The sequence below is a fragment of the Methanobrevibacter sp. V14 genome, assembly GCF_963082475.1.
Taxonomy (GTDB): domain Archaea; phylum Methanobacteriota; class Methanobacteria; order Methanobacteriales; family Methanobacteriaceae; genus Methanocatella.
This window is the reverse complement of sequence record NZ_CAUJAM010000006.1, coordinates 246,187-272,142: the sequence shown is the minus strand read 5'-3', so window position 1 is coordinate 272,142 and position 25,956 is coordinate 246,187. Positions and strand designations below refer to the sequence as shown.

The window sequence follows — 25,956 nt, the reverse complement described above, 5'->3', positions numbered from 1 at the left end:
TTTTAATCATGAAATAAGTTAATAAAAAAAGAGTAGAAAAGATTAATTAAATTAATCTATTTAACTAAATCTGCGCCTTTGTCAACGACAATTTTACAAGGAACCGGCAATTTCATTCCTGCTCTCTTGAGCGCAATTTTAGCTTGTTCAAAGTTTTTTTCCTGACAGTCTATTGTGACAATTTTTTGATTCTTTTTAACAATAGCTTCAACAGAAATTGGTTTACCGAAAGCGTTTCTCATACCACTTTGTACCCTATCTGCTCCTGCACCAGTTGCCATTGGGTTTTCTCTTACAATTTGATGAGGATATACTCTTAATTTTAAGTGGTATCCCATTCTTCCTGCAGCCCTTTGCATTAATCTGTTAGAAGCAATCCTTGCAGCTTCTAAAGAGTTGTGTCTAATTTGAGCCGGTTTTTTAACAGCTAAACTTACAGATACTGGAAATTCATCTTTTAAATTTCCCATATCATATTGTACAATTCTTGAATTTGGGGTTTTTCTAATATAATCTCTTCTTGTATAAGCACGAACCATAATTCTTCCTCCGAGTTAAACATAAAATGTTTTAATCAAAAAATAGTAAAAATTCAAATCACACAAGTTTTTGAAAGAGACCTTCATTCCTAGAAACTTCAGATGAAACCTTTTATTAAACTTGTAGAAACACTCATTTTAAATACTTGGATTCTTCTGTAAATAAATGATTATCTGAATAAAACAAGTTAAAAATCAATATTCATCTAAAAATTTTAACATGGTTTCTACAAGGTTGAAAAATAACAATGACAAATAATATTAAACACTTAAAACATAGTATATCACATTATTAAATTAATGAAGGTAATGAAATATGTCAAAACCTGTTGTTGCAATAACAAGACCAAAAGACAGAGCTCAAAAAGCCTGCGAAATTGTTGAAAGATTAGGTGGTGAGGCAATTCTTGCTCCAACACTTGATTTAAAACCTGTGAACACACGATCCCTAAAAGATTTTGTTGCAAAAAAAGATGAATTTGATTGGATTGTATTTACTTCACCAACAACAATAGTTTCACTCAACAAGTTCTACCCGGATTTTATCAAATCCATAACTTGCAAATTGGCAGCCATTGGAAATAAAACCGGAAAACTACTTGAAAAACAAGGTTTAACTATTGATTTAATACCTGCTGACTTTACCGCAGAAGGCCTTATTGACGAGTTTAAAAAACATGGAATAACCGGCAAAGTTATTGGAATTCCAAGAACTGCATCAGCAAGGCCGGTTTTACCTGAAGAGCTGGAAAAACTTGGAAATGAAGTTATTTTAGCTGAAGCATATAAATCCCTATTTCCAATGGACAGTAAAGCAGTCAAGGATTTGATTTCAAAAATCGAAAATAAAAAAATCGATGCAATAACATTTACAAGTCCATTGACTGTTGAGAATTTCTTTGAAATCGTTGAAGATAAGGAAAAAATAGCCAAATTGTTGTCTGACAATTTAATAACCGTTTCAATTGGTCCGATTACAGCAAAAGTTTTAGAAAAATATAATGTTGCCTACATTTACCCCGACACATACACAGTTCCGGATATGATGGAATTATTATTCGAAAAATTAAAGGAGCAATGAAGAATGGATGATTACAAATATGTGATTGTTGGTGCTGGACTTTCTGGTTTAACACTTGCTGAGAGAATTGCAAATGAATTAGACGAACAGGTATTAGTCATTGAAAAAAGAAACCATATTGGAGGCAACGTATATGATTTCTACAAAGACGACATTCTAATTCAAAAATACGGCCCCCACATTTACCATACCAATCATAAAGACGTTCATGATTATTTATCACAATTTACCAAATGGATAGACTACGAACACAAGGTTTTAAGCTATGTTGATGGAAAACTAGTTCCAATGCCCATTTGCATAGATACATTAAATGCACTTTACGACCTTGATTTGGATGAAGAATCTATGAAAAAATGGATTGACGAACATAAAGAAGATATTGATGAGATAAAATCCTCACAGGATGTTGTCTTAAAAAATGCTGGTCGTGACATTTATGAAAAACTATTTAAAAACTACACTGAAAAGCAATGGGGAACATCTGCCGCCAATTTAAGTCCAAGTGTTATTTCAAGGATTCCTTTTAGATTTAATCATGACACACGATATTTTGAAGATACCTATCAGGGAATGCCAAAGGAAGGATTTACCCAAATGTGTAAAAACATGATTAAATCAGATGAAATCCATGTTGGCCTAAACTCAGACTATAAAGATTATATCCACAAGATCAATTACAGCACCTTAATCTATACCGGCCCAATTGATTACTTTTATGATTACAAATATGGAGAATTATTATATCGCTGCTTAAACTTCGTATATGATATACTGGACCAAGATTCTTATCAGGAAACAGGCGTTGTTAACTATCCAAACGATCCCTACTTTACAAGGATTACTGAATTTAAAAAGCTAACTCAACAAAAGGTTGATGGGAAAACAGCCATTATGAAAGAATATCCCGGATTTAACGGTGAGAAATGTTACCCTTATCCTACAAAAGAGTATTTGGACAAGTTTAAATTATACGAAGCGGAAATGGAAAAAGAAGAAAATGTGATTTTTGCAGGCAGACTTGCAAAATATAAATATTATAATATGGATTTAGTGGTTAAAGATGCACTAGATCTCTTTGAAAATCAAATTAAATAGGTGAAAATATGATAACTGTTTGGCCACAATATTTAAATAAGAATTTATCACTTAAAGAAGGTCGAAAAATCGCCAAAGTAGATGCTGTAAAAGAACCTACACTCAATGACATCGAAAGAGCATTGAAAAGACTTGGATTAACCCACACTATTCAAAAAGAGTTTTCATATCCTGGAAAATGGTATGAAAAATCTGGAAGAGCCCTTGTTGAATGGGACAAAACCAAACTGGAACTTATTCGTGAAGTTAGTTTAGAGATTAAAAAAATGAGAAACTGATTATTATGCAAATACCACAATTAATGTCTGAACAGTACAGAGAAGCTAAAAAAATCATCCAATCAAGTGAGGACATTAAAGTTTATTCCCATATTGACTGTGATGGAATTTGTTCAGGCGCAATATTATCAACCATACTAGACAGACTGAACAAGAACCATGAAATTGAATTTGTAAATCTAGACGTGCTGGACAACATTGACTTAGACCATGATTTAACAATATTTTCAGATTTAGGTTCTGGCCAATTAATAGATACAAATGCAAAGAAGAGTCAGAAAATAATTATTCTAGATCACCATCCTCCATTAAGAGACCTGGATTATAAAAACGATAAAGACTACACTTATCTAGAAATTAATCCTATTCACCATGGAATTGACGGATCATATTATGTTTGTGGAGGAGGATTATGCTATTTCCTTTCAAAAGAATTTGGATATGATGATTTAAGTTGGATTGGAGTCCTATCTGCTATTGGAGATATGCAAAATACTCACAGCGGTCATTTTGAAGGATTGAACAAAATAATTCAGCAAGATGCAATTGATGGAGGATACCTTGAAGTCATTGAAAATGACATTAACATTTATGGAAGGAATACACGTCCGTTATTCGTCGCCCTATCTTATTTCAATGATGTTAAACTCCCCATAACCAACAATACTTCAGAAACAATGGCTATTTTAGAAGAACTTGGCATTGATGAGAAAAATAATAGAAAAACACTGAATGAACTCACAATGGAAGATAAGGGTAAACTTTACCAAAAACTTTCAGGAATGATAGCTAAAGAAGTCCCTGGGAATTATGTTAAATACATATCACAATTGATTATTGGTGATTCGTACACATTTTTACAAGAATCCAAAGACAGTTTTCTAAGAGATGCTTCTGAATTTTCAACAGCAATGAATGCTTGTGGAAGAAACCATGAAGAAAAAATAGCAATGGAAGTGCTGAAAGGAGATAGAGTTGCAGCTTTAGACGAGCTTGAAGTCGTAAACCGCGACCATAGACACAATTTAGCCCAATCTATTGAACAAGTTGCTGAGGATGCAGACTCAAATATAGTTGAACTTGAAAACCTACAATACTTTGACGGCACAGGCATTAAACCGGAAATAGTTGGTACCATTACTGGAATGATACTGAGATATTGCAATTGGAAAAAGCCAATTATAGGATTTACTCAAACAGATGATGGAGGAATTAAAGTTTCACTTAGATGTTCAAGACTTTTATCATACGATGGAATTCACTTTGGAAATATTATACGTAATATTGCAAGTAAAGTTGGAGGAAGTGGTGGTGGACACTCCATGGCATGTGGTGCATATATACCTTTTGATAAAAAGTCTGAATTTATTAAACAATTCAACAATTCTCTTGAAGGCAAACTAACAAAATAGTATATATATTAGTAAAGATAAAAATAGTAATTAATCAACTTTAATTGAGGAATGAAAAATGATGAGAGCATTTAAAAAAAGAGGTGCGTTAACACATTTCCAAATATTAAGTGAAATTTCAAAACAAGACCCTCATCTCAAACAGAAAGATTTGGCTGAAAAGTTAGGGATCACTGTCCAAGCTGTTTCAGAAAATATTAAAACATTGATGGAATTAGGCTATATAACTTCAAAAGACGGTAGATCCCCATATAAAATTACCCAAGACGGTATTGACAAAGTTAAAAAAGATGCAATTAATTTAAGAAAATATTCGGATTCTGTTTTAGAAACTATGAATCATTATAAAACCATCTGGCCGGCAATAGCAAAAGAAAATCTTGATAAAGATGATATTGTTGGATTATTTATGGAAGATGGAGTTTTATATGCTCATAAAAAAGAAGAAAATGCAACAGGCGTAGTATTGGACGATGCAGAAGAAGGAATGGATGTTGCTTTAACTAATTTAACTGGAATAATTGACATGGGACTTGGTGAAGTTACTGTAATCAATGTTCCTACTATAAAAGATGGAGGATCTAAATCCTGTGATTTTGAACTCATTAAAAACATATATGAAAAAGGAACCAACACTGGTGAAAAAATAGATAGAATTGCCATTGCCGGCACTGTTTCACGTGCTGTTGCTTTAAAACTAGGCATGCCAATATCAATTGAATATGCTGCACCACAAGCAACTGCAAATGCTGCCCGTAAAGGTTTAAATGTCCTTGCAATTTGCGTTGGGGACATGAGCAAGGCATTTACTCGTGAACTTGAAAACCAAAAAATTAAATTTAATATTATTGATGGTGGAAAATAATTAATTTTCCCTAATCATCTTTAATAATGCGGCGGCCATATCAACACCGCTGCATTCCAACTCATTTTTAATTATTTTTAAATATTCATCTAAATTGCCCTCTTCAATCAGTGATTTTGCATTATTTAAAACTCGCTTGTTTTTAATGTATTCAATATCCTGAAAAGTTGGCAATTCTTTTTCTGTTATTTTAATGTTATTGTCCTTTTTAATCTTATTATACCTTTGAATTTCATCTTTTGAAACTAACATGAAAGCTAAACCACTTTTTCCAGCCCTTGCAGTTCTTCCAATACGATGAACATAATCGTCGCTGTTTTGAGGGACATCATAATTGATAACAGCACCAACATCAACAACATCCAAACCACGGGCAGCAACATCAGTTGCAACCAATATATTAATGTTGCCGTTTCTAAATTTATTCATAATTTTATCCCTAACCACTTGTTTCATGTCTCCATGAAGGCTATCCACATTGAAATCCTGTTTTCTCAAGTGTTTAGCTACAAAGTCAACACTCTTTTTAGTATTGCAGAAAATCAAAGCCAACCTGACATCATATGATTCAATCAATCTGGTCAATCCATCAAACTTATCTTTGATATTGCATTTAAATGCATATTGAGTTATTTTTGGAATATTTTTCTTTTTATTGGCAATTTTTATAAATTTAGGATTCTTTTGATAGCTTTTGCCAATTCTTATAACATCCTTTGGCATTGTTGCTGAGAAAAGTAAAGTTTGTCTTTGATGAGGAGTACTTTCTAAAATTGTCTCAATATCCTCTCTAAAACCCATATCCAACATTTCATCAGCCTCATCCAAAACAACACTTTCAACACCTATCAAATCAAGATTGCCTCTATCAATATGGTCAATTACACGACCCGGTGTTCCAACAACAATATGAACCCCTTTTTTAAGAACACGTGTTTGCTTGCCGATCGGTTGGCCTCCGTAAACCGCTAAAACTTTAAGTTTCCGGATATTATTTCCAACTTTTGCAATTTCCGATGCCACTTGCATACATAACTCCCTTGTTGGACATAAGATAATGGCCTGAGGCGATCTGTCTGGAATAAATATTTTTGAAAGTATAGGAATTGTAAAAGCTATAGTTTTACCTGAACCAGTTTGTGCCTGACCAGTTACATCAGTTCCTTTTAAAGCTTCAGGTATTGACAATTTCTGAATTGGAGTTAGCCTTTCAAACCCCATATCATTTATTGCATCTTTAATTTCATCTGAAATATTTAAATCATCAAAATTCATAAGTATTAGTTATGAAAAACAAGTTATTTAATAATTTAGATTAATTTCGATTGAACAGATTTTTGAGGAAAATCGGATAAATACCCGAATATTTCATCATTATTATTCAAAATACCATGTTCAATTGTTCTTTTTTTAAAAATATTCATTAATTTATGATTATTGGGACTTAACAAATTATAATTATTGCCATATTTTGTGATGTATTTTTCTCTAAGGCCCGGAAAATGTTGATTTAATTTTTCATAAAAATATTCGCGATTTCCATCTCTTAAAGTAAGTCCCATTTCAAAGCATACCACTCCATGAACATTATTATCAATGCAATAATCTAAAATAGAGTTTATATTTTCCTCATTATCATTAATGAAAGGCAAAATTGGACATAGCCACACTACTGTTGGAATATCATTATCATTTAAAATTTTTAGGACATCAACACGTCTTGAAGTGTCGCAAACATTTGGCTCTAAAATACGGCACAACTCATCATCAGAGGTTGTTAAGGTAATTTGAACAACGACTTTGGATTTTTCATTGATTTTTTTGAGCAAATCCAAATCCCTTAAAATCAGGTCAGACTTGGTAATGCATGTAAATCCAAACCCATATCTATCTATCAATTCCAATGCTTTTCTAGTAAATTTAATGTTTTTTTCAAGAGGAATGTATGGATCGCTCATGGAACCGCATCCAATCATGGATTTGGGACGTTTAATCAATTCCTTTTTAAGCAATTCTAGTGAATTTTCTTTAACTTCAATATCCTCAAATAAATGATTCATGCCGTAAATTTCGCTTCTAGAATCACAATATATGCAGCCGTGACTACATCCCCTATAAAGATTCATCCCATTTTGACCGGACAATATACTTTTAGAATTCACATAATGCATGAAATTAATTTGAATTTCAATATTAATTAATTTATACTAAAATTAACAAAAGAATAACTAAACATATAAATTTCCTCATAAGTTGAGTTAACAGCAAGGAGGAAGTGAAGAATGAATAAGAAAACAATATCCATTATCCTATTAATCATATTCATAATGACAACGATAGTGACCGTTGCAAACGTATTTATAGAAGACACAAGCACTCAAGAAAACCAAACTGGAACATTAACAATAAACAGCAAAACAGTACACTATGAAAAAGTGGGAAAATGTCTTGAGGTTGTTGACGGAAACACGATTCAAGTTTATGGTGTCGGAAGGGTGCAACTAACACAAGTAAAAACACCCGAGGATGAACCGGGATTAAGTCAGGCAAAGAATTTTGTTAGTGACAATTGCCTTGGAAAAACCGTATATCTAAATATTGATGATGAACAGCCAAAAGACAGATATGGCCGCACATTAGCTATTGTATATACTGACAATATGGACATCAATAAAGAATTGCTGGACAATAATCTAGCAAAGGCCACTTATTTTAGTCCAAGTGAGTTTGAAAATGGCGAAGTATAGTCAAACAACCCTATCCAAACCCAAATAGATTTTGTTTTTCTTATATACCTTGTCTAAAATTTCATTCCATTCTTCAACAGTGATATGGCCTTTATTCGGTATTAAATTATCTAGTGATGCTTCAGTAACATTTAAAATATCCGCAAGAACATAAGATAAGGTTCTTCCGGTTAAGGACAATTCATAAGGATCATAACCAGTTACAGCCAAAACCCACACATTGTCCCTTGAAGAGCTATCATATTCCTTCCTGAGTGAATCATACCAGCTGGCTATTTGAGTATCCTCACAACCAATGCATTCACCGATTGAAATATAATAATCCTCACCGCTGAATTCGACAGAACCAATTGCCTTATCAATTTTTTCTCTAAGTTCCGGAGAATCAAGCTCTAAATCATATTCATTATTTGTTATTGTATCGGCCAAATAGTTTTCAAGTTCTTTTTTGTTTTTAAAATAACCTAAAGGTTCCAATCTATCCGGATTATAATCACATAAATCATAAATTAAATCCTCATCGACTTCAACGATTTCATATCCTTCAAGCTTATGAGATTTGTATTCTTTAAAATCTATACAATAATTCTCCAAATCCTCTTTGTTTAAATACCAAAGAACCTGAACTTTTTTAATCATAATACTGTCTCAAATTTATCTGTTATCATTTATCACGATAGTTTTTGTAATGTCGTTGAATAATCTATCAGTATGTAATATTTTACCAATCAACCAGTCGAAAATTATTGGAATCCAGTAAATTTTAGTTAAATTACGTACAATAGCTTGCGGCCAAGAGATATCCGCACCATTTTTAGATTTAACCTGAAGATACATTATAGACTTGCCAATGCTTGCACCAGCTAATTTTTCACAAAGGACAAAGTAAACAAATATTCCAAAAGGCACCACATAAGGCAGATACTGATAAACCAAATGAACATTTTTCGGTCCCATAATTGAAAATATAAAGAAAGATAAAACCCCCATTAATGCTGAAACCACAATAAAATCAAAAATATATGAAATAACTCTTCTTGTAAACATAGTTGCCATTTTATCACCTTAACAAACTCTAGGAACTGGATCGGCTATTGGTGCTTCAAGAATTCTTTCGCCACCAATCGGAGTATTGACAACAACATAATTCCCTTCAACAACTTCACCAATTATTGCTGCATCCTCACCATATTTTTCGCCTTTAATGGCTTCAAGGACCGCTTCAGCCTTATCTGCTTTAACTCCCATAACTACTTTTCCTTCATTAGCTACTTCAAATGGATCAATGCCTAACATTTCAGATACAGCATGAACTGCCTCTTTTATTGGAATTGCTTCCTGTTCAAGGACAACCCCCACACCTGCCTTTGAAGCCATTTCATTAATGGCGTTTGCAAATCCGCCACGGGTAGGGTCTTTCATTGCTGTAACTCCACCAATCTCTAAAGCTTTTTTAATTATATTCCACATGGGAGCAACATCAGACTTCAACTCAGTTTCAAAACCAAAACCTTCCCTAAATGACATGAGACTCATTCCATGATCCCCCAAACTACCAGTGACAATAATTTTATCGCCAACTTCAAGACCAGAATCACGGACAACTTCACCTTTTTTAGCTATTCCAATGCCTGTAGTGACCATGACAATACCCTCAAGCTTACCCTGAGGCATTACTTTAGTATCGCCAGTTATTACAGCCACATCAACTTCCCGGCAAGCTTCATCTAAAGATTTCATGATTTTATCCAAATCTTCAATAGGAAAACCCTCTTGCATGATAATTGCATTGGAAATGGCTAATGGTTTAGCACCCATTACAGAAACATCGTTTATTGTTCCTGATGCTGAAATCCTACCAATATCTCCACCTGGGAAAAATAACGGATCAATTGTGTGTCCGTCTGTGGTAAAAATAATTTCATAATCTCCAACAGGTATTGATGCACCATCATCTAAGTCATCTAGACTAATTCCACCATTTACACTTTTTTTAGTGATATTATCTAGAACTGTGCCGGCTATTAAATTAGCCATCACTTCTCCGCCAGCACCATGATTCATATTGATTTTATCTTCTGACATTATATCTCCCAATTAAATAATTGACATGGAAATATATGTAAAAACAAGTATATAAATTTAAAAAGATAGTAAAAAAAGAGTATTTAAAGATAAAAATCTTTAAATTAAAATTCCGTTGATAACACCGTCTTGACCAGGTCTAGATGTAACTTTAGCATTGCCTTCAGGAGTTTCTACGATAGCACCTTTGGTAATGATGTTCCTTCTTACGTAGTTAGGGTTAGCTCTGTTTTCAATTACTCCTAAGACATCTGTAACTTTGGTTTTACCATCGGCATCTGTAACGTTGATTTTATTACCTGTAGCTAATCTGAGTTTTTCGTTTCCGCCACGGGTTCTGATTTTTCTTAATCTTTTTTCATCTACCCTAGTTTCAGCAGGATCTCTTCCTAATTCGGATTTCCTTTTTCCACGGTGTGCAACATTTCTTGCACCTGATGGACTTCTTGTTGATTTTCCTTGAGAAATTGCCATTATTTCACCTAATAAATATAATATATAATATAATAATCGCTGTCTGTAAGTCTCTTTTCAATTAAACCGTAAGCAAGAAAGATAACAGCCTAATTTTTGAGAGCAAAAAAGAGCCTTAAAGAATAATGATAATAAAATATTACTTCATCATCATATATAAATGTTTTATTTTTTTGGCTAAAAATAGAAGTTTTAATTAGAATTTTTTAAAATAAACTCATCAACTAACTTATCGAATTCTTTTTCAGACATGTTTTCATCAGATGCAGCATCAAGAATTTTTTGAATGTCGTCATGTGAAACTTTATCGCCCAAAATATCTATTAATAAATTTCTTAAATCTTCATCATCAATATATGCTTGTCCATCTGAAGCAATACATTCGAATTTGTCTTCACCATCAAGAATATAATATGGAATTTCTTTTGCCATATAACTACTCCTCGCCATTATTCCGGAAATTCGTAATAAACAATCCTATATGGGTCATCATCAAAGTACCATTCATTCGGTTCATCAGGAAAATCGTCATCATCTAATAGTTCTGTTTCAATGAAATCTTCACCTTCAACCTGAATTACAATATTAACAGTTTCATCTAATTGTTCTATATCAATACCCAATTCATCTAAATCTATTTCTAATTCGCCATCTTTAACAGCTCCTTCAGGTACGACAATAACAATTTCATCTCCAGAGTTAATATCGATTTTTGGATCTTTCATTTATATCATCTCCTAACTTATATTACTATTAAATTTAAGTTATATTTAAAAGTTAATTAAAGATAAGCTCTTGAAAAACTTGAGTGATTTAGAAGCTATCAATCAGGTATTTAAATAGTGGTTTCAGGTTGAAACGACTTAAACATTCTTAGGAGGTCATTTTCGGTTTCATCATCATTAGTATTTTACATGTGTGTGGTCAAGCGTTTAAATAGGAAAATATACCAGATTTCATCACGATTATTGGATATTACTGACATATACAAATCCTGTGGCCATCTCCAAAAATAAAAAAAAGGAATAACCCGAAAAATAGGTTACAATTTAAAATCTTTCGCAAAACAATTATCTCCAAATTAAAAGTTGCTGTCCATCTCATAATTTATATTTGGAATGTCAAAGTTGTTTCTGCATATTGCTGAAAATATTTTTAAATTTTCAATAAACATCTTAAATGACAATGAAATATCATCACATTTAATATTTATCAATACGTCGGGACTTTCTAAAACTGATTTGGAAATGTTCAGGACTTTAGATGCATTTGGAATGAATATTGCTGAAGGCAAATTGAAATTGTTAATTCCCATGTAAATCCCATCAGAGATTTCATAGTCCACATAGTATCCAGATTCTTCCTGAAGTTTTCCAACAAAAGTGTCGTTTTTTTTATCATAGCTTGAAATCAATCGTTTTTTCATCATATCAAACCTCACATATAGTATAATCAACATGACTTATAAAGAATGCCCTAGAGCATTTTAAAAGTATTAAAATAAATTTTTAAGGCCAATATTACCATATAAAAGCAATTAAATTGAAATTACTTTAAAAAATTGATTTAGAAAAGTATTATAACAACAAAAGATATATTAAAATTAAGGTGTCGAAATGGCTGTTGAAACAAAAGAACAATTAGAACTTGAAGCTGAAATTAAAGCACAAGCTCAAAAATTCTTAAAGTATCTTAACTCAACTCTTCCCGAAAGCATGGAACTTGAATACGAAGGATTTTACAGAAGAGGATTCTTTGTAAGCAAAAAAAGATATGCTGTAATTGAAGATGGAGAAATTATAGCTAAGGGATTAGAGTTAGTTAGAAGAGATTGGGCACCTATTGTAAAGAAAACCCAGGAATCTATTTTAATGGCCATTTTAAAAGAAGGAGATTCCAATAAAGCTATTGGTGAAGTTAAAAAAGTCTTAAAACGAATAAGAAAAGGTGAAGTTGATAAAAAAGAACTCATCATCCACACCCAAATAACCAAACCATTAAACCAATACAAGCAGATTGGCCCGCATGTTGTTGCCGCTCAAAGAATTGAGGAACATGGAGTTAAAGTATCCCGCGGAACCATCATCCAATACATTATTGTGAAAGGAAAAGGAACCATCAGTCAAAGAGCAGTTCCATACGAGTACAGTGAAGGTTATGACTATGATAAAGAGTATTATATCAATAACCAGTTGATTCCAGCAGTTGAAAGGATTATGTATTCATTTGGATATAGTAAAAAAGACTTGCAGGACATGGCAAAAGGTGAAGTCCAGCAAAGCTTAGATGCATTTTTCTAAAAATTTAAATATTTCCAAGACAATAATTAAAATCATATGATTAAAAATGATGATGAACGTGTTGTATTTTTCGATGTAGACGGTACATTGCTTGACACTTCAGATTTTGCTGAAACTGCAAGAAAAGCAGCTATAGGATTGATGGTAGACAATGGTTTACCTCTTGATAAAGATGAAGCATATGGTGTTTTAAAAACAATTATCCGTGAAAAAGGATCCAATTATGGCAAACACTTTAATGTACTGACTCAGGTTGTTTTAGGCCATGAAGACCCGATGCTAGTTGCTCTTGGGATGGTTACATACCATAATGTTAAAATGGCATTGTTAAGGCCATTTCCAGAAACCATAGACACATTAATCTACCTTAAAAGTCAAGGATATCGTCTTGCAGTAATCTCTAATGGAATAACCATTAAGCAATGGGAAAAGCTAGTAAGGCTCAACATCCATTCATTTTTCGATGAGGTCATTACATCTGAAGAGGTTGGAAAAAACAAGCCAAACAAGTTAATTTACGATGTAGCACTTAGAAAAATGAAAGGCAACCCTGAAAAATCACTTATGATTGGAAACAAATTTAAAGAAGATGCACTTGGCGCCGTTAATGCTGGAATAAGTGCAATCCTTGTAAATTCCGATGTTACTGAAGATGACAGAGCCTACATTAAAAAAGAAAAACTAGATATAACCATAATAGATAATATTGGTGATGTAAACACAATCTTATAATCGCCAAATCTTAAAATTCCAATTCCAAGGTTACAGGACAGTGATCTGAACCATAAATGTCTGATAGGATTTTTGCTGATTTTACGTTTTCTTTCATTTCTTCATTAACATAAAAGTAGTCCAGTCTCCATCCAGCGTTTCTTTCACGTGCACGGGTTCTATAGCTCCACCAAGTAAAGTTATTTTCACCTTCATCAAACATCCTGAAAGTATCAACAAAACCTGCCCTCTCCAGTTGGTCTAACCATGCCCTTTCTTCCGGCAAATATCCTGATTTGCCTTCGCAGTTTTTAGGATTGTATACATCGATTGGATTGTGAGCAATATTATAATCCCCTGTGATAACTAGGTTATTACCTTCATTTTTAAGTTCAACCAACTGTTCTAGTAAAGCATTGCAGAAATCAACCTTAAAATCCAGTCTTTTAGCATTCATTCCACTATTTGGAAAGTAAATATTATATAACATGAAGTCAGGATATGCGATTTTCAATATTCTTCCTTCACGGTCAAGCTCTTCAACCCCTAAACCATATGCTACATCAACAGGTTCGATTTTAGAGTATGTTCCAACGCCACTGTATCCTTTCTTTTCAGCTTCATTAAAGTGCTGATGAAATCCATCAACATCAGCTAATTTCTTAGGGATTTTATCTTCTGTTGCCCTTACTTCCTGAAAGTTAATAATATCTGCATCAGTATTGTCAAACCAGTCCCAGAATTCTTCTTTTTTGGAAACTGCTCTAATACCATTTACATTCCAAGAAACTAGTTTAATTGACATTATAAACGAACCCCATTGACAATAGGCAACTCACGAAGCCATTTAATATCACTTTTATAAAGCATACGGATATCTTCCACATCATATCTAATCATAGCAAGCCTTTCAATACCCAAACCAAATGCTAAAGCTGGCTGATTAATTCCTAAGGGGTTTAATACTTCCGGCCTAAACATTCCCGCACCACCAAGTTCAATCCAGCTTTCTTTTTCCTCCAAATAGATTTCGGTTTCTGTTGAAAGATAAGTATAAGGGAAGTAAGCAGGCCGGAATCTTACTTCAAATCCCAATTTTTTATAGAATTCCTTTAAAGTGCCCAAAAGATTCTGATAACTTATTTTCTCATCACACACAAGCCCTTCAACCTGGTGAAATTCAGGCAAATGTTTATAATCAAAAGTTTCTCTTCTAAATACCCTTCCTACTGAAAACATTTTAATTGGAGGTTCATGTTCAAATAAATGTTTAGTAGATATTCCTGTTGTATGGGTTCTTAAGACACTTTGACGTGCAATATCTTCACTCCAATCATATTTCCAACCAATAGAACCTGTCATGCCTCCATTTTCATGAGTTTCAGCTGTAAGTTTTACTAAATCATCATCAGGCAAATCACATGTTAATGGATTTTTGAGATAAAACGTATCTTGCATTTCACGAGCAGCGTGATCTTGTGGTTGGAAAAGTGAATCAAAGTTCCAAAATGCGGATCCCACATATTCACCATTGTCTTCTGAAAACCCCATGTTTAAAAAGATTTCACGAATTTCATCAATAATTACCCTTAAGGGATGCTTTTTACCAGCGAATATTGCCGGGGATTCTGCATTGATATCGTATGGACGATATTTTAAACTTTTCCATTCCCCTTCTTTCAAATGTTCATGAGTTAATTGAGTAGCTTGTTTTTTAAGTTCAAAACCTTGTTTTAAGATAGCATTTCCATTAGGTAAGATTTTAAATGAATGTGAGGTTTCTTTTTTAATATCTAAAATATTTTTCCTACCTTTTAACTTTTTAAAACCATCAATTAAATCATCACTGAAACTTTTTACCCCTCCAGCATTAGCTTTAAGATACGCCAATACCGTTTCATCAACACCAACCTTAGAGGCAAAATCCTTACCTGTGTCTGTAATGTTAACTACGCCATTATCAATTTGAGCCCAATTTTTACGGCGCAGCCAACCAATGGCAATGCCCTTTTCTTTTTTGTCGATATTAGTTTCACTAACTAAGTCTTTCATGCCTATTGAGCCTTTGGTAGCTAAAACATCTAAAATTTTTCTTTCGGGAAGGCCTTCGTTAGCATATCTAATCCCATCGTCAGTTAAGAAATAAGTTTCCTGAACATTCTTATTTACTTCAATAATATCTTTTGAAGCAAGAGAACCTGATGCGCTCATAACAGATTTAATATCCATACCAGAATTTTCAGCAATTTCGCCAGGAGTTGCTTCTGTATTCGCCTCTAATTCTTTTAACAGTTTTTTTTCATAAATATGTAATTCACTAATGGTTTTTTTAATATCCTCACTCATTTAGACACCATATATTAAGATTAATAACAAGACAATTTATGTTTTAAGTGATTTATAAAGATAGTGATAATCGAAGCACTTTAAAAGAAAAATCAATCAATCGAATCAATTATTTTATTTAATTCATCAACGATAATTTTAACACATTCCTCGCCTTCACAGTCTAATCTGAAAGGATTATTTGAAGATAGTCCATAATCTTTTAAAACTTCGCCAACACCAATTGTCCTAGCTACATCAATTCCCTTATTTTCTAAAATTTTATTAACACATCCATTAGCACAACCATTTATGGCAACAATAGGGAATTTTTTAAGCATACCATCATTAAATCCATCAACATCCGCTGAAGTTGAACCCATGCATATTGAAATCACATCTTCATTCTGTTTTTTACAATCCCCGACAGCCACACGTGATACTAATCCATTTGAACTCATGCCATTACATGACGCTAAAGCTATTTTTTCTGCCATTTTAAAACCTCCCCATAATGCCAATCATTTCTTAATTCAAGTACAATCCTCTTTTATCAGCATAATCCATCAATATTTGTTTCAACAATATCCCATGTTCATCAATACAAAATCCAAAAACATACTCAACATATACTGATTTTGTGAAAATTACCTGAAGTTTGATTTCAAATAACTTACAAAAATTGATGCTGCAGTCAAATCCGCAGTAGTGCCTGGATTATAATGATTTTCAAATAAATAGTCATCGAATTCTTTGACCATATCCATAAAGTCTTCGCTACCTTCTAATTTAAGAACATCACGAGTCATCATTGATATTTTTAAAGCTTCATCTGACCCATATTTTCTTGAAATTAAAGTATCCGGAATATGGGACAATATGGTTAAGAATGTTAAAATACAAGCTTCATTTTGAGATTTTTCCTGTTTCAACTTGTGATAAACAGGATATCCAACTTCAAAAACAGCCGGCATATCATCAGTCATTTCACGTGCAATCATATCCCATGGAGCTGAGATTTTTAACACATCAAACATGCTTTGATTATTCTCTCTCAATTCCCTTTTAGCATCATCACTTGCAACATCATATTCATCCTGAGCACCCATCCCTCCGGCATCTGCAATATTGATTGCATCATATAAATCACATGCATCATCAACGGAAGTATTGCCCATCAGCAATTTAATATTTTCACGTATATCCTCAAATGAATCACTAACGGCCGATGCAACAGCAATTGGCATCAGTATCATAACAATGCCCAAATTTGTGTTGTTTTTAATCCATCCATCAGTTTCGCCAACTGCCTGCAAGATGTATTTGCCCAATTGTGGATTCTTAACATCAACATTTGTACATGCTTCACGAATAGTATCTCCAATTACAATTCCACTTATCAAAAAGTCTTCAAAAACCATATCATCATAATTACGAGTTCTATGAACATTACCCGGCTTTGGATATCCACTTACTTCAAGTGCAGATGCAATTTGAGCAATTTTTGCAATCTCATCTGCATTCATTCTATCACATCATTCAAGAGCAAATAAGATGCGAAATTAGTGATTATTAAATCTGCTCCAGCCCTTTTAATTGAAAGTAATGATTCGGTGATTGCTTTTTCGGTTAAAAATCCTTTTTCAATAGCCGCCACAATCATTGCATACTCTCCACTTACATTATAAGCAACTAAAGGCAACATGAACTCATCACGAACCATGCGAACAACATCCAAATATGGAAGTGCCGGTTTAACCATTAAAAAGTCGCATCCTTCAATTACATCAAGTTCACATTCACGAATTGCTTCAACTGCATTAGCCGGATCCATCTGATAAGATTTTCTATCTCCCGCATGAGGTGATGAGCAAGCTGCAACTCTAAAGGGTTCATAAAATGCAGAGGCATATTTAACCGAATAAGACATTATCATTACATTACAATATCCATTTTCGTCTAATATTTTACGTATTGCATCAACTCTCCCATCCATCATATCAGACGGAGCCACAATATCCGCTCCGGCTTCAGCATGAGACAAGGCAACTTTTGCAAGATAAGGTAAGGATTCATCATTTAATATTTCAATTCCATCGTCGCTATCCCCGTTTTCAACAATCATGCCACAATGTCCGTGAGAAGTATATTGGCATAGGCAAACGTCAGTGATGACAACCAAGTCAGTTTCCTTTTTAAGTTTCCGAACGGCTTTTTGAACAATACCTGTTGCAGAGTAATCCGGTGTTGCTATTTCATCTTTACTTTCCTCTCTTGGAATTCCGAATACAATAATGGATTTTAAACCTTTCGCCTCTAACTGTTTTGCAAATTCAACCCCGCTATCTAAAGAATATCTGTATTCCCCTGAAAGTGATGAAATCTCTTCCCTTTCATCCCCCTGAAGCTCTTCCTTAAAATAAATCGGATAAATTAAGTCTTCCTTTTGAAGTTTAGTTTCGCGAACAATATTTCTTATTTTAGCATTTTTTCTTAGTCTTCTCATTCTTGTAGTTGGAAATTCCATAATAATCACTAAATTATCAGTAACTTACTGATTTCTCTTAACATTTTTATATGAGGATTGTCATTAATTTTGTTTTTTAATATTTTTCTAATGATACTGAAGTTAAAAAAGGATGCATTGAAGAGTTAATAAAAATTATTTCATCTAATGAGAATATTTTTTCTGTACAAGCTAAAATGCTACAATATAATAATAAAAATTTAATAGATGATGCAGGAGATGAATATAATCTTTTAGCATGGAGTAAGAAGATAGGTGAAAATCAAAAATCTTCTAATTTTAATGAAGTTTCGCAAATCTTTTCAAGTTGTGCTGGAGCTGCAATGTATAAAAAATCATTATTAGATGAAATTGGATATTTTGATAGTAATTTTTTTGCATACACAGAAGATATTGATTTAAGTTTAAGAGCACATATTAATGGTTATAAAAATTTTTCATGTCCTTATGCTATTGTATATCACATTGGAAGCGCAACTAGTGGAAGTAGATATAATGAATTTAAAGTGAAATTATCTGCTAGAAACAATATTTGGGTTGTTTATAAAAATTTTCCGATTCCTCAAAAAATCTTAAACTTTATATTTTTATTTTTGGATTTTTTATTAAGTATTTATTTTTCTTAAAAAAGGATTTGGTCCAACATATTTAGAAGGTATTAAAGAAGGATTAAAAACTAGAAATAAAATAGATAAAGTTAAATTCAATTCTAAAAATACAAAAATTATTTTAAACTTGAATATCGATTAATTATTAATACTTTAAAATTTTTAAAAATAAATAGTGAGTTTTTATGGATCTTTCAGTTGTCATTGTAAATTATCAAACATTTGAGCTAACAAAAAACATAATAAATTCAATTTTCAATATAACTATTCTTTTAGTCATGAAATAATAGTTGTTGATAATAACTCTAGTGATGATAGTTTAGCTAAATTACAAGAATATTTTAAAGATAAAGTTAAATTTATAGCTTCAAGTGAAAATAATGGATTTGCAACAGGCAACAACCAAGCTTTAAATATTTGTAAAGGCCGCTACGTCCTACTTTTAAATTCAGACACTATTGTTTGGGAAAATACCTTAAATAATATTTATAATTACATGGAAAAACATTTAGATGTGGGAGCTATTGGTTGTAAGGTTCTTTTAGAAAATGGAGAACTTGATAAGGCATGTAAAAGAAGTTTTCCTAATGTAAAAAACTCATTTTTTAGATTATTTCACATACCAATTAAAAGTAAAAATGATGATTATAATTTAGATAATTTAGCTGACGATGAAATTTATGAAATAGACTGTTTAACAGGAGCATTTATCTTCATGCGATTTAATGCTTTAGGAAAAACTGCTTTTTTAGATGAAAGCTTTTTTATGTATGGTGAAGATATAGACTTATGTTATCGTATTAAAAAAGAAGGTTGGAAAATAATTTACTATGGAAAATCTAGTATAACACATTTAAAAGGAGCAAGTAGTAAAAAACAAAAATCTAAATTAATTTATGAGTTTTACAAGGCAATGTATATATATTATAAAAAACACCAAGCAAGTGAAAACTTCTTTTTAATAAACATTATTGTTTATTTTGGAATAATCTTATTATGTTTTTTAAAATTATTTTTTAATTTATTCAAAAAGAAAAATTAATTATAATCTTACACTTTATGGAATAAAAGTGTTGATTTGATTGAAGACTTGGAGTTAAATGATGGAGATACAGTTAAAATACTTGCAGCCCAGTCAAGAGAAAGAAATGAAGAAATATCTTTAACACATTGGGATGGTAGAATAATCAAAGGAGATTATGATGTTCCTGAATTGACTCAAGAAATCTCTAAAATTGCAGATTTAACAGAACAAAAGGATGTATCAATTTTTGGCATTGTTTCTAAACTTCAAGATATTAAAACATTTCAAAGAAAAGCTGATGATTCAGAGGGAAAATTAAGAAATTTTGATATTTTAGATGATACAGGATCTATTAGAGTGACTGTTTGGGGTAAAGATACAGAATTACCAATAAATAAAGGTGATGTTGTAAAAATCATTGGGGGAGATGTTCGTTTTGATGATTACACTTCAAGTGGATATTCAATGAATACTAATTTTAATACTCAAATAACTATTAATCCAAATAATTTATCTGTTGAAGAAATGGATTTATTTGATAAATTAAGAGAACAATTAAGGCCTATTTCCATTGGTAAAGTTGAAGAAATGGATGAAGATGGAATTGAAGTTGATGTTATTGGAAGAATTATTTCTATAAGTGATGAAAATCAATTCCAAAGAGATGATGGAAGTGTAGGTATTGTACGTTCAGCAGTTTTTGCTGATGAAACTGGTAAAATACAACTTTCATTTTGGGATGCTAAAGCTCAAGAAGATTATGAAATGGGTGCTGCTTATCAAATTGAAAACGCAAGAACTAGATTAGGCATGTATGATGTGGATTTAAACATTGGATCTGCTTCTAGAGTTATTAAATTAACTGATGAAGAGGCTTCAGCGAGATTTATTCCAGAACTGTCTACTCTTGAAAAAATGATTTATACAAATATGAAAATTGAAGATATTGAAGATATTGAAGATGAAGAAAATATAATAGTTTTTGGAAGAGTCATTGAGTCTTATGATATTAGAGAATTTGATAGAGATTCTGGAGATAAAGGTTATGTTAGAAATATTGAAATAGCTGATGATACTGGATCTATTAGGGTAGTATTATGGAATAACGATGCTAAAAAAGATTTTGAAATTGGAAAAGCTATTAAATTACAAAATCCACGTATAACTTTTAATGATGATCATCTTGAATTAACAGTTTCAAGAAACACTTCTATACTTGATTTAACTGAGAAAGAATTAGAAAACCTACCTTCTCATGAGGAATTAGTAGAAGCGATTTATATAGAAAAAACAATTGAATCATTAACTGAAGATGATAGAAATGTTCGTATAACTGGTATCCTTAAAGAAGTTTCTGGTGAAAGAACACTTCTTAGGAAATGTCCACACTGTAACAATAATCTTGATCAATTTGAAGAAAATATTGTTTGTGATTATTGTGGTGAGGAAATTGAAGAACCAAAATACATTTTAATGATTCCAGCTAAATTTGAAGATGATACTGGTGATATATCAATCACTTTCTTTGAAAAATTAGCTGAAGAACTTATTATGATGAAAAAAGAAGAAGTAATTGATATTGTTGAAGACGGATATGGAATTGAAGATAAAGTCGAAGATTTAGATGGATTAACATTAGAAATAATTGCTGATGTCAGTTTCGATGAATATAATGAAACAAATAGGCTTAGACCTAAGAAAATTTTATCCAAAACTTTTTAAAATTAATTAATTTAGAGGAATGATTATTATGGTGGAATTAGAAGATTTGCCAAGTGTTGGTGAAAAAACAGCAGAAAAATTAAGAGACGCAGGTTTTGCAGATATGATGAGATTAGCTACTGCTACTCCTAAAGAATTATCTGTTAAAGCAGAAATTGGGGAAGGAGTCGCTGAAAAAGTTATTGAAGCAGCCCGTAAATCTGAAAATATTGATTTTGAAACAGCATTTGATGTATTAGAAAGGAGAAAAGAAGTTGGTCATATTACTGTAGGTAGTCAAGAATTCAATGATTTAATTGGTGGTGGAATTGAAACTCAATCAATTACAGAAGTATTCGGAGAATTTGGATCGGGTAAAAGTCAAATTTCTCATGAATTAGCAGTTACAGTTCAATTACCTGAAGAATTAGGTGGTCTTGATGCAGAATGCGTATTCCTTGATACTGAAAATACTTTTCGTCCAGAAAGGATTGAACAAATAGCTAATGCTTTTGAATTAGATATTGATGAAGTTTTAAGAAAAATTCATGTTGCTCGTGCATTTAATTCTGCTCATCAAATTTTAATGGCAGATAAGGTTAATGAACTTATTCAACAAGGAAGTAATATTAAATTAGTCATTGTTGATTCATTAATGGCTCATTTCAGAGCAGAGTATGTTGGAAGGGAGTCTTTAGCTGTAAGGCAACAAAAATTAAATCAACATTTACATTCACTTCAACAAATAGCTAATACTTATAATGTAGCTATTTTTATTACAAACCAAGTTCAAGCTAAACCAGACTCATTCTTTGGAAGCCCTACTAAAGCTATTGGAGGTCACGTCTTAGGGCATGCGTCTACTTATAGAATTTGGCTTAAAAAAGGATTAGCAGGTAAAAGAATTGCACGTTTGGTAGATAGTCCTCATTTACCTGAAGGTGAATGTGAAAACACAAATATTCCATCAACAAACAATAAAATCGAAAACATCCTCCAAAAAGTATTCCCAAAACACATAAAAAGAACAATGAAGATAAAACAAGAACTTTTAACAAGAATCATGCTAAAACTAAATTATTGGAACATAAAAAAATTTTAGTCATTTTATCACCATAATAGAAAAGTATTAAAGTTTAGTTATACCTAATTATTTTCATGTCTAAGTTTAATAAAATATCCAAAACTCTTTTTGTACCTATGATGGGAAGAATTTATTCAAGTGAAAATTTCCCTAATATCCTGTATGATGAAACAGCATTAAAACTAAAAGATACATTGCCAGATATCAACAAAGACCAATCAGAATATACTTTTATGGCTAGTGCTGTTAGAAGTATGAATATTGATAGGTATGTAAAAGATTTTTTAAAAAGAAATCCTGATGGGATTATTGTAGAGTTAGGTTGTGGACTTGAAACAACTTATAATAGGTGTTATGATGGAAAAACAAAATGGTATGAATTAGATTTACCTGAAGTAATTGAATATCGAGAAAATTTGCTTCCCCCAGGTGAAAACCAAATTTTGATTAAAGGATCTATTTTAAATGATGATTGGTTAGAATATTTTGACCTAAATAATCCTGTGTTATTTGTTGCAGGTGGAGTATTCCATTATTTTCCACATGATGATGTAATAAAAACATTTAAGATACTGCAAAACTTTAAAAATGCAGAACTAGTTTTTGATACATTAAATAAATTAGGAATTCGGGGAATAAAAAGATATATGAAAAAATTAGGTCATGATGAAGCTACAATGTATTTTTATGTTGATGACGGTGAAAAATTAGCAAATAAAATTGATGCTGCCCTTTTAAAAGAAGAAAGGTATTATAATCATACTTCTAAAAAAGGTATGAAATTTATGACAAAAGTGTCAATGACAGTATCGGACTTATTATATATGGTTAAAATGATTCATATTAAATTATAATGGTGTATATGAGGTTATTCATAAAATTACCCAAAATCTAAAAGATTAATGGCCACTTTAGAGACATGAATATAACACAAAAAGAAAGTGTCTATTCTGTAAGATTAATAATAATTTAAATCATAATAATAAAAATTACAATTCATAAGACATATAATGATGAAAGTAGAAGCAACAGATATTGAATCACTTCCAAAATGACTTATTAAATTCTTTTTGAGCATTTTCAAAAAAGCATCCTAAATCTCGACCATTAACAAAAATATGACTTACAGTAATGGAAACACTCATCTCATAGTTTTTATTTACTTTTCCCCATGTGATTAATGGTTGAATTGCTTTTCCATCAATAATGCAGTTAGTTAACGTGTCAAAATCAACCCATGGAATACATGAAAAGTTAGCAACATTTGTTAAGTCTCGTTTTTCCATTTCTAAGTTAAAGCCTTCATTTTCACCATCTAAAACAGATCTTGAAAGATTTTTAACATAATCATGCCAATCTAAAATATCACTAAATTCCTGGGGTGTTTTAACCCTCATTTCTTTGTAAATTTCATGGTTTTCATCCATAATTGGAGTTAAACCTTCAAGATAATCGTATTCAATTACTTCACCATCAATTATTCTTCTTTTAAGTTGACAAACAGAGTTTACAGCATTCATTAAACAACTTAAACTCATAATAAAAAAAGATTTATCGTTTTCATGACACCACTCCCACAAGTTTTTCACATTCATTCTTGCTGAAACGGAGTATCTTGCAGATTGAAAATTAATAAAAGGATTGTTTTTTAAATCAAATTCTATTTTTTTCATAGTTAAACCTTAATCTTTTTATATCGTTTTAAATAAATATAACTTTGTATAAATCTTATAGGGTTATGTTAAAATGAAAGTAGTAATCGTTGGTGGTGGAGCTGGAGGAATCTCTACAGCTTCAAATATTCGTAAACTTGACAAAGATATTGAAATTGTAGTTCTCACAAGAGATAATAAAGTAGCATATTCCCCATGCGCTATTCCTTATGTATTGTCCGGTACAATAGAATCATTTGATGATATTATTATGAGAACTCCTGAAGACTATAAGAAAAAGGACATTGAAGTTATCATTGAAGTAGAAGTAATCGCAGTTGACTCTGATAAAAAAACAGTTACTTATGAACAAGATGGTAATGAAATTGTCATGGATTATGATAAATTAGTCTTTGCAACTGGTGGCAATCCATTTGTTCCTCCAATGCAGGGTGTGGACTTAGAGGGAGTATTTAGAATCCGTAACATTGATGATGGTATTCGTGTACAAGAAGCAATGAAAGATGCTAAAAGTGCAATTGTCACTGGTGCAGGATTAATTGGTATTGAAATTGCATTTGCTCTTAAAAAACAAGGTTTGGATGTAATTTTAAGTGAAATGTTGCCTCAAATTGTTCCCAGGTCTCTTGATAAGGACATGTCTGATATATTAGTTAATTACTTGGAAATGGAAGGTATTAAAGTAGTATTGGGCAAACCAATTACTAAATTAATTGGTGATGGGAAAGTAGAAAAAGCTTGCTTTGGTGATGAAGATTTATATGATGCTGATATGGTTATCATGGCAACAGGAGTTAGAGCTGAATTAGATCTTGCCCGTATGGCTGGTTGTGAACTTGGTAGATGGGCAATACTTGTAAATGATAGAATGGAAACTTCAGTAGATGATATTTATGCTGTTGGGGATTGTGTTGAATCCAAAGATTTAATTTTAGGTTCCAATACTATTTCTCAATTAGGCACTACTGCTGTTCGTGAATCAAAAACATTGGCTCGTACAATTTGTGGTAAGAAATCTAGATTTAATCCGGTTTTAAATTCAATGGTTTCTAAAGTAGGTAAATTAGAATTTGGTGCTGTTGGTTATACCACTAGTTTCGCTCAACAGAATCGCATTAGACCTGTTGTTCAAAAAGTACAAGCACTTACAAGAGCACGTTATTATCCTAATGCAAAACCAATGGATATTAAAGTTATTTGTGATGGAAATGGAACCATTATCGGCTGTCAAATCATTGCGGAAGAAAGAGTAGCTGAAAGAATTGATACAATGACTTTGGCTATTACAGAAGGACTCACTTGCTTTGATTTAAGTAATATGGAATTTGCTTATGCGCCACCTGTATCCATGGTTACAGATCCGTTAATCCTTGCTGTTGAAGAAGTTAGTAAAAAATTTAGTTAAATAATGGAGAGATGAGAAA

Annotated in this window: 28 protein-coding genes and 2 pseudogenes; 14 read left to right on the top strand and 16 right to left on the bottom strand. The window is 31.9% G+C overall.

All coding sequences use genetic code 11. The annotated features are described in order from the left end of the window. Positions 1-56: 56 nt before the first annotated feature. Positions 57-539, bottom strand: a complete 483-nt coding sequence (gene rplJ, locus Q9968_RS03360) for a 50S ribosomal protein L16 (RefSeq protein WP_305513449.1) — start codon at positions 537-539, stop codon at positions 57-59. Between the two features lie 316 nt (positions 540-855). Here rplJ and Q9968_RS03355 point away from each other — a divergent pair, with 316 nt between their 5' ends. From Q9968_RS03355 to Q9968_RS03335, 5 genes are all read left to right on the top strand, one after another. Beyond that, on the top strand, positions 856-1,620 hold the full coding sequence (locus Q9968_RS03355) for a uroporphyrinogen-III synthase (protein WP_305513447.1): 765 nt from the start codon (positions 856-858) through the stop codon (positions 1,618-1,620). Positions 1,621-1,623: 3 nt separating this feature from the next. Beyond that, the gene (gene glf / locus Q9968_RS03350) at positions 1,624-2,718 is read left to right on the top strand and encodes a UDP-galactopyranose mutase (protein ID WP_305513445.1); all 1,095 of its coding nucleotides are present in this window, start codon (positions 1,624-1,626) and stop codon (positions 2,716-2,718) included. 8 nt (positions 2,719-2,726) lie between these two features. Next, positions 2,727-2,996, top strand: coding sequence for a signal recognition particle subunit SRP19/SEC65 family protein (locus Q9968_RS03345; protein ID WP_305513443.1), 270 nt, complete (start codon positions 2,727-2,729; stop codon positions 2,994-2,996). 2 nt (positions 2,997-2,998) lie between these two features. After that, the gene (recJ, locus tag Q9968_RS03340; protein ID WP_305513707.1) at positions 2,999-4,408 is read left to right on the top strand and encodes a single-stranded-DNA-specific exonuclease RecJ; all 1,410 of its coding nucleotides are present in this window, start codon (positions 2,999-3,001) and stop codon (positions 4,406-4,408) included. 61 nt (positions 4,409-4,469) lie between these two features. Continuing rightward, complete coding sequence (locus Q9968_RS03335) at positions 4,470-5,273, top strand: winged helix-turn-helix transcriptional regulator (protein ID WP_305513706.1); 804 nt, start codon at positions 4,470-4,472, stop codon at positions 5,271-5,273. Here the strand turns inward: Q9968_RS03335 and Q9968_RS03330 are convergent, their stop codons facing one another. Together Q9968_RS03330 and Q9968_RS03325 are read right to left on the bottom strand one after the other, a co-directional pair. Continuing rightward, positions 5,274-6,548, bottom strand: a complete 1,275-nt coding sequence (locus Q9968_RS03330) for a DEAD/DEAH box helicase (RefSeq protein WP_305513441.1) — start codon at positions 6,546-6,548, stop codon at positions 5,274-5,276. It abuts the gene before it with no gap. Positions 6,549-6,583: 35 nt separating this feature from the next. After that, positions 6,584-7,444 carry a radical SAM protein gene (locus Q9968_RS03325; RefSeq protein WP_305513440.1) on the bottom strand — a complete coding sequence of 287 codons (861 nt, stop codon included), beginning with the start codon at positions 7,442-7,444 and terminating at the stop codon, positions 6,584-6,586. Between the two features lie 111 nt (positions 7,445-7,555). Between Q9968_RS03325 and Q9968_RS03320 the strand changes: the two genes are divergently transcribed. Beyond that, positions 7,556-8,020 carry a thermonuclease family protein gene (locus Q9968_RS03320; protein WP_305513438.1) on the top strand — a complete coding sequence of 155 codons (465 nt, stop codon included), beginning with the start codon at positions 7,556-7,558 and terminating at the stop codon, positions 8,018-8,020. On the opposite strand, the gene Q9968_RS03315 is transcribed toward Q9968_RS03320, so the two are convergent. The 7 genes from Q9968_RS03315 to Q9968_RS03285 form a co-directional block, all read right to left on the bottom strand. Further along, entirely contained in the window at positions 8,021-8,659 is a 639-nt protein-coding gene (locus Q9968_RS03315) for a hypothetical protein (protein ID WP_305513437.1), read from the bottom strand. It lies immediately after the preceding gene. 15 nt (positions 8,660-8,674) lie between these two features. After that, positions 8,675-9,076: an RDD family protein gene (locus Q9968_RS03310; protein ID WP_305513435.1), complete on the bottom strand. Its 402-nt coding sequence runs from the start codon at positions 9,074-9,076 to the stop codon at positions 8,675-8,677. A gap of 9 nt (positions 9,077-9,085) precedes the next feature. Next, positions 9,086-10,105 (bottom strand): hydrogenase expression/formation protein HypE, encoded by a 1,020-nt coding sequence (gene hypE / locus Q9968_RS03305; protein ID WP_305513433.1) that lies wholly within the window; start codon positions 10,103-10,105, stop codon positions 9,086-9,088. Between the two features lie 99 nt (positions 10,106-10,204). After that, a complete protein-coding gene (locus Q9968_RS03300) occupies positions 10,205-10,579 on the bottom strand; it encodes a 30S ribosomal protein S8e (protein ID WP_305513432.1) in 375 nt (124 codons plus the stop codon). A gap of 192 nt (positions 10,580-10,771) precedes the next feature. Continuing rightward, on the bottom strand, positions 10,772-11,011 hold the full coding sequence (locus tag Q9968_RS03295) for a hypothetical protein (RefSeq protein WP_305513430.1): 240 nt from the start codon (positions 11,009-11,011) through the stop codon (positions 10,772-10,774). 17 nt (positions 11,012-11,028) lie between these two features. After that, entirely contained in the window at positions 11,029-11,304 is a 276-nt protein-coding gene (locus tag Q9968_RS03290) for a hypothetical protein (protein ID WP_305513428.1), read from the bottom strand. Positions 11,305-11,660: 356 nt separating this feature from the next. Next, positions 11,661-12,008 (bottom strand): hypothetical protein, encoded by a 348-nt coding sequence (locus tag Q9968_RS03285; protein WP_305513426.1) that lies wholly within the window; start codon positions 12,006-12,008, stop codon positions 11,661-11,663. Positions 12,009-12,195: 187 nt separating this feature from the next. Here Q9968_RS03285 and Q9968_RS03280 point away from each other — a divergent pair, with 187 nt between their 5' ends. After that, positions 12,196-12,879, top strand: coding sequence for a DNA polymerase domain-containing protein (locus Q9968_RS03280; protein WP_305513424.1), 684 nt, complete (start codon positions 12,196-12,198; stop codon positions 12,877-12,879). Positions 12,880-12,915: 36 nt separating this feature from the next. Beyond that, the gene (locus Q9968_RS03275; protein WP_305513422.1) at positions 12,916-13,611 is read left to right on the top strand and encodes a TIGR02253 family HAD-type hydrolase; all 696 of its coding nucleotides are present in this window, start codon (positions 12,916-12,918) and stop codon (positions 13,609-13,611) included. A 10-nt stretch (positions 13,612-13,621) separates the two neighbouring features. Here Q9968_RS03275 and Q9968_RS03270 read toward each other — a convergent pair whose 3' ends face one another. From Q9968_RS03270 to hemB, 5 genes are all read right to left on the bottom strand, one after another. Further along, positions 13,622-14,395: an exodeoxyribonuclease III gene (locus tag Q9968_RS03270; RefSeq protein ID WP_305513420.1), complete on the bottom strand. Its 774-nt coding sequence runs from the start codon at positions 14,393-14,395 to the stop codon at positions 13,622-13,624. Then, positions 14,395-15,936: a phenylalanine--tRNA ligase subunit alpha gene (locus tag Q9968_RS03265; protein ID WP_305513419.1), complete on the bottom strand. Its 1,542-nt coding sequence runs from the start codon at positions 15,934-15,936 to the stop codon at positions 14,395-14,397. Before Q9968_RS03265 ends, Q9968_RS03270 begins: the two co-directional genes overlap by 1 nt. Before the next feature lie 92 nt (positions 15,937-16,028). Next, positions 16,029-16,412, bottom strand: coding sequence for a putative zinc-binding protein (locus tag Q9968_RS03260; protein ID WP_305513417.1), 384 nt, complete (start codon positions 16,410-16,412; stop codon positions 16,029-16,031). Between the two features lie 150 nt (positions 16,413-16,562). Further along, a complete protein-coding gene (locus Q9968_RS03255) occupies positions 16,563-17,441 on the bottom strand; it encodes a triphosphoribosyl-dephospho-CoA synthase (RefSeq protein ID WP_305513415.1) in 879 nt (292 codons plus the stop codon). Further along, on the bottom strand, positions 17,438-18,442 hold the full coding sequence (gene hemB / locus Q9968_RS03250) for a porphobilinogen synthase (RefSeq protein ID WP_305513413.1): 1,005 nt from the start codon (positions 18,440-18,442) through the stop codon (positions 17,438-17,440). The genes Q9968_RS03255 and hemB overlap by 4 nt, the downstream gene beginning before the upstream one ends. A gap of 104 nt (positions 18,443-18,546) precedes the next feature. On the opposite strand from hemB, the pseudogene Q9968_RS03245 reads away from it, so the two are divergent. From Q9968_RS03245 to Q9968_RS03225, 5 genes and pseudogenes are all read left to right on the top strand, one after another. Next, positions 18,547-19,068 (top strand): annotated as a pseudogene (locus Q9968_RS03245) (glycosyltransferase family 2 protein); the annotation flags it as partial. A 167-nt stretch (positions 19,069-19,235) separates the two neighbouring features. Further along, positions 19,236-20,092, top strand: a pseudogene (locus tag Q9968_RS03240) (glycosyltransferase family 2 protein). 36 nt (positions 20,093-20,128) lie between these two features. After that, complete coding sequence (locus Q9968_RS03235) at positions 20,129-21,796, top strand: OB-fold nucleic acid binding domain-containing protein (RefSeq protein ID WP_305513412.1); 1,668 nt, start codon at positions 20,129-20,131, stop codon at positions 21,794-21,796. A 28-nt stretch (positions 21,797-21,824) separates the two neighbouring features. Continuing rightward, entirely contained in the window at positions 21,825-22,877 is a 1,053-nt protein-coding gene (gene radA / locus Q9968_RS03230) for a DNA repair and recombination protein RadA (RefSeq protein ID WP_305513702.1), read from the top strand. A 98-nt stretch (positions 22,878-22,975) separates the two neighbouring features. Further along, the gene (locus Q9968_RS03225) at positions 22,976-23,713 is read left to right on the top strand and encodes a class I SAM-dependent methyltransferase (RefSeq protein ID WP_305513410.1); all 738 of its coding nucleotides are present in this window, start codon (positions 22,976-22,978) and stop codon (positions 23,711-23,713) included. A 186-nt stretch (positions 23,714-23,899) separates the two neighbouring features. Here Q9968_RS03225 and Q9968_RS03220 read toward each other — a convergent pair whose 3' ends face one another. Beyond that, positions 23,900-24,532 (bottom strand): CatA-like O-acetyltransferase, encoded by a 633-nt coding sequence (locus tag Q9968_RS03220; RefSeq protein ID WP_305513408.1) that lies wholly within the window; start codon positions 24,530-24,532, stop codon positions 23,900-23,902. A gap of 73 nt (positions 24,533-24,605) precedes the next feature. On the opposite strand from Q9968_RS03220, the gene Q9968_RS03215 reads away from it, so the two are divergent. Further along, complete coding sequence (locus tag Q9968_RS03215; protein ID WP_305513406.1) at positions 24,606-25,937, top strand: FAD-dependent oxidoreductase; 1,332 nt, start codon at positions 24,606-24,608, stop codon at positions 25,935-25,937. Positions 25,938-25,956 lie beyond the last annotated feature (19 nt).

What these genes read in the sequence shown, in the direction of transcription:
- hemB (WP_305513413.1), bottom strand. Translation starts at nt 18,442, where the DNA reads ATGGAATTTCCAACTACAAGAATGAGAAGACTAAGAAAAAATGCTAAA.
- Q9968_RS03265 (WP_305513419.1), bottom strand. Translation starts at nt 15,936, where the DNA reads ATGAGTGAGGATATTAAAAAAACCATTAGTGAATTACATATTTATGAA.
- Q9968_RS03300 (WP_305513432.1), bottom strand. Translation starts at nt 10,579, where the DNA reads ATGGCAATTTCTCAAGGAAAATCAACAAGAAGTCCATCAGGTGCAAGA.
- Q9968_RS03220 (WP_305513408.1), bottom strand. Translation starts at nt 24,532, where the DNA reads ATGAAAAAAATAGAATTTGATTTAAAAAACAATCCTTTTATTAATTTT.
- Q9968_RS03285 (WP_305513426.1), bottom strand. Translation starts at nt 12,008, where the DNA reads ATGATGAAAAAACGATTGATTTCAAGCTATGATAAAAAAAACGACACT.
- rplJ (WP_305513449.1), bottom strand. Translation starts at nt 539, where the DNA reads ATGGTTCGTGCTTATACAAGAAGAGATTATATTAGAAAAACCCCAAAT.
- Q9968_RS03325 (WP_305513440.1), bottom strand. Translation starts at nt 7,444, where the DNA reads ATGCATTATGTGAATTCTAAAAGTATATTGTCCGGTCAAAATGGGATG.
- Q9968_RS03315 (WP_305513437.1), bottom strand. Translation starts at nt 8,659, where the DNA reads ATGATTAAAAAAGTTCAGGTTCTTTGGTATTTAAACAAAGAGGATTTG.
- Q9968_RS03225 (WP_305513410.1), top strand. Translation starts at nt 22,976, where the DNA reads ATGATGGGAAGAATTTATTCAAGTGAAAATTTCCCTAATATCCTGTAT.
- Q9968_RS03260 (WP_305513417.1), bottom strand. Translation starts at nt 16,412, where the DNA reads ATGGCAGAAAAAATAGCTTTAGCGTCATGTAATGGCATGAGTTCAAAT.
- Q9968_RS03320 (WP_305513438.1), top strand. Translation starts at nt 7,556, where the DNA reads ATGAATAAGAAAACAATATCCATTATCCTATTAATCATATTCATAATG.
- radA (WP_305513702.1), top strand. Translation starts at nt 21,825, where the DNA reads ATGGTGGAATTAGAAGATTTGCCAAGTGTTGGTGAAAAAACAGCAGAA.
- Q9968_RS03345 (WP_305513443.1), top strand. Translation starts at nt 2,727, where the DNA reads ATGATAACTGTTTGGCCACAATATTTAAATAAGAATTTATCACTTAAA.
- Q9968_RS03215 (WP_305513406.1), top strand. Translation starts at nt 24,606, where the DNA reads ATGAAAGTAGTAATCGTTGGTGGTGGAGCTGGAGGAATCTCTACAGCT.
- Q9968_RS03270 (WP_305513420.1), bottom strand. Translation starts at nt 14,395, where the DNA reads ATGTCAATTAAACTAGTTTCTTGGAATGTAAATGGTATTAGAGCAGTT.
- glf (WP_305513445.1), top strand. Translation starts at nt 1,624, where the DNA reads ATGGATGATTACAAATATGTGATTGTTGGTGCTGGACTTTCTGGTTTA.
- Q9968_RS03355 (WP_305513447.1), top strand. Translation starts at nt 856, where the DNA reads ATGTCAAAACCTGTTGTTGCAATAACAAGACCAAAAGACAGAGCTCAA.
- Q9968_RS03295 (WP_305513430.1), bottom strand. Translation starts at nt 11,011, where the DNA reads ATGGCAAAAGAAATTCCATATTATATTCTTGATGGTGAAGACAAATTC.
- Q9968_RS03275 (WP_305513422.1), top strand. Translation starts at nt 12,916, where the DNA reads ATGATTAAAAATGATGATGAACGTGTTGTATTTTTCGATGTAGACGGT.
- hypE (WP_305513433.1), bottom strand. Translation starts at nt 10,105, where the DNA reads ATGTCAGAAGATAAAATCAATATGAATCATGGTGCTGGCGGAGAAGTG.
- Q9968_RS03290 (WP_305513428.1), bottom strand. Translation starts at nt 11,304, where the DNA reads ATGAAAGATCCAAAAATCGATATTAACTCTGGAGATGAAATTGTTATT.
- Q9968_RS03255 (WP_305513415.1), bottom strand. Translation starts at nt 17,441, where the DNA reads ATGAATGCAGATGAGATTGCAAAAATTGCTCAAATTGCATCTGCACTT.
- Q9968_RS03330 (WP_305513441.1), bottom strand. Translation starts at nt 6,548, where the DNA reads ATGAATTTTGATGATTTAAATATTTCAGATGAAATTAAAGATGCAATA.
- Q9968_RS03280 (WP_305513424.1), top strand. Translation starts at nt 12,196, where the DNA reads ATGGCTGTTGAAACAAAAGAACAATTAGAACTTGAAGCTGAAATTAAA.
- Q9968_RS03335 (WP_305513706.1), top strand. Translation starts at nt 4,470, where the DNA reads ATGAGAGCATTTAAAAAAAGAGGTGCGTTAACACATTTCCAAATATTA.
- Q9968_RS03310 (WP_305513435.1), bottom strand. Translation starts at nt 9,076, where the DNA reads ATGGCAACTATGTTTACAAGAAGAGTTATTTCATATATTTTTGATTTT.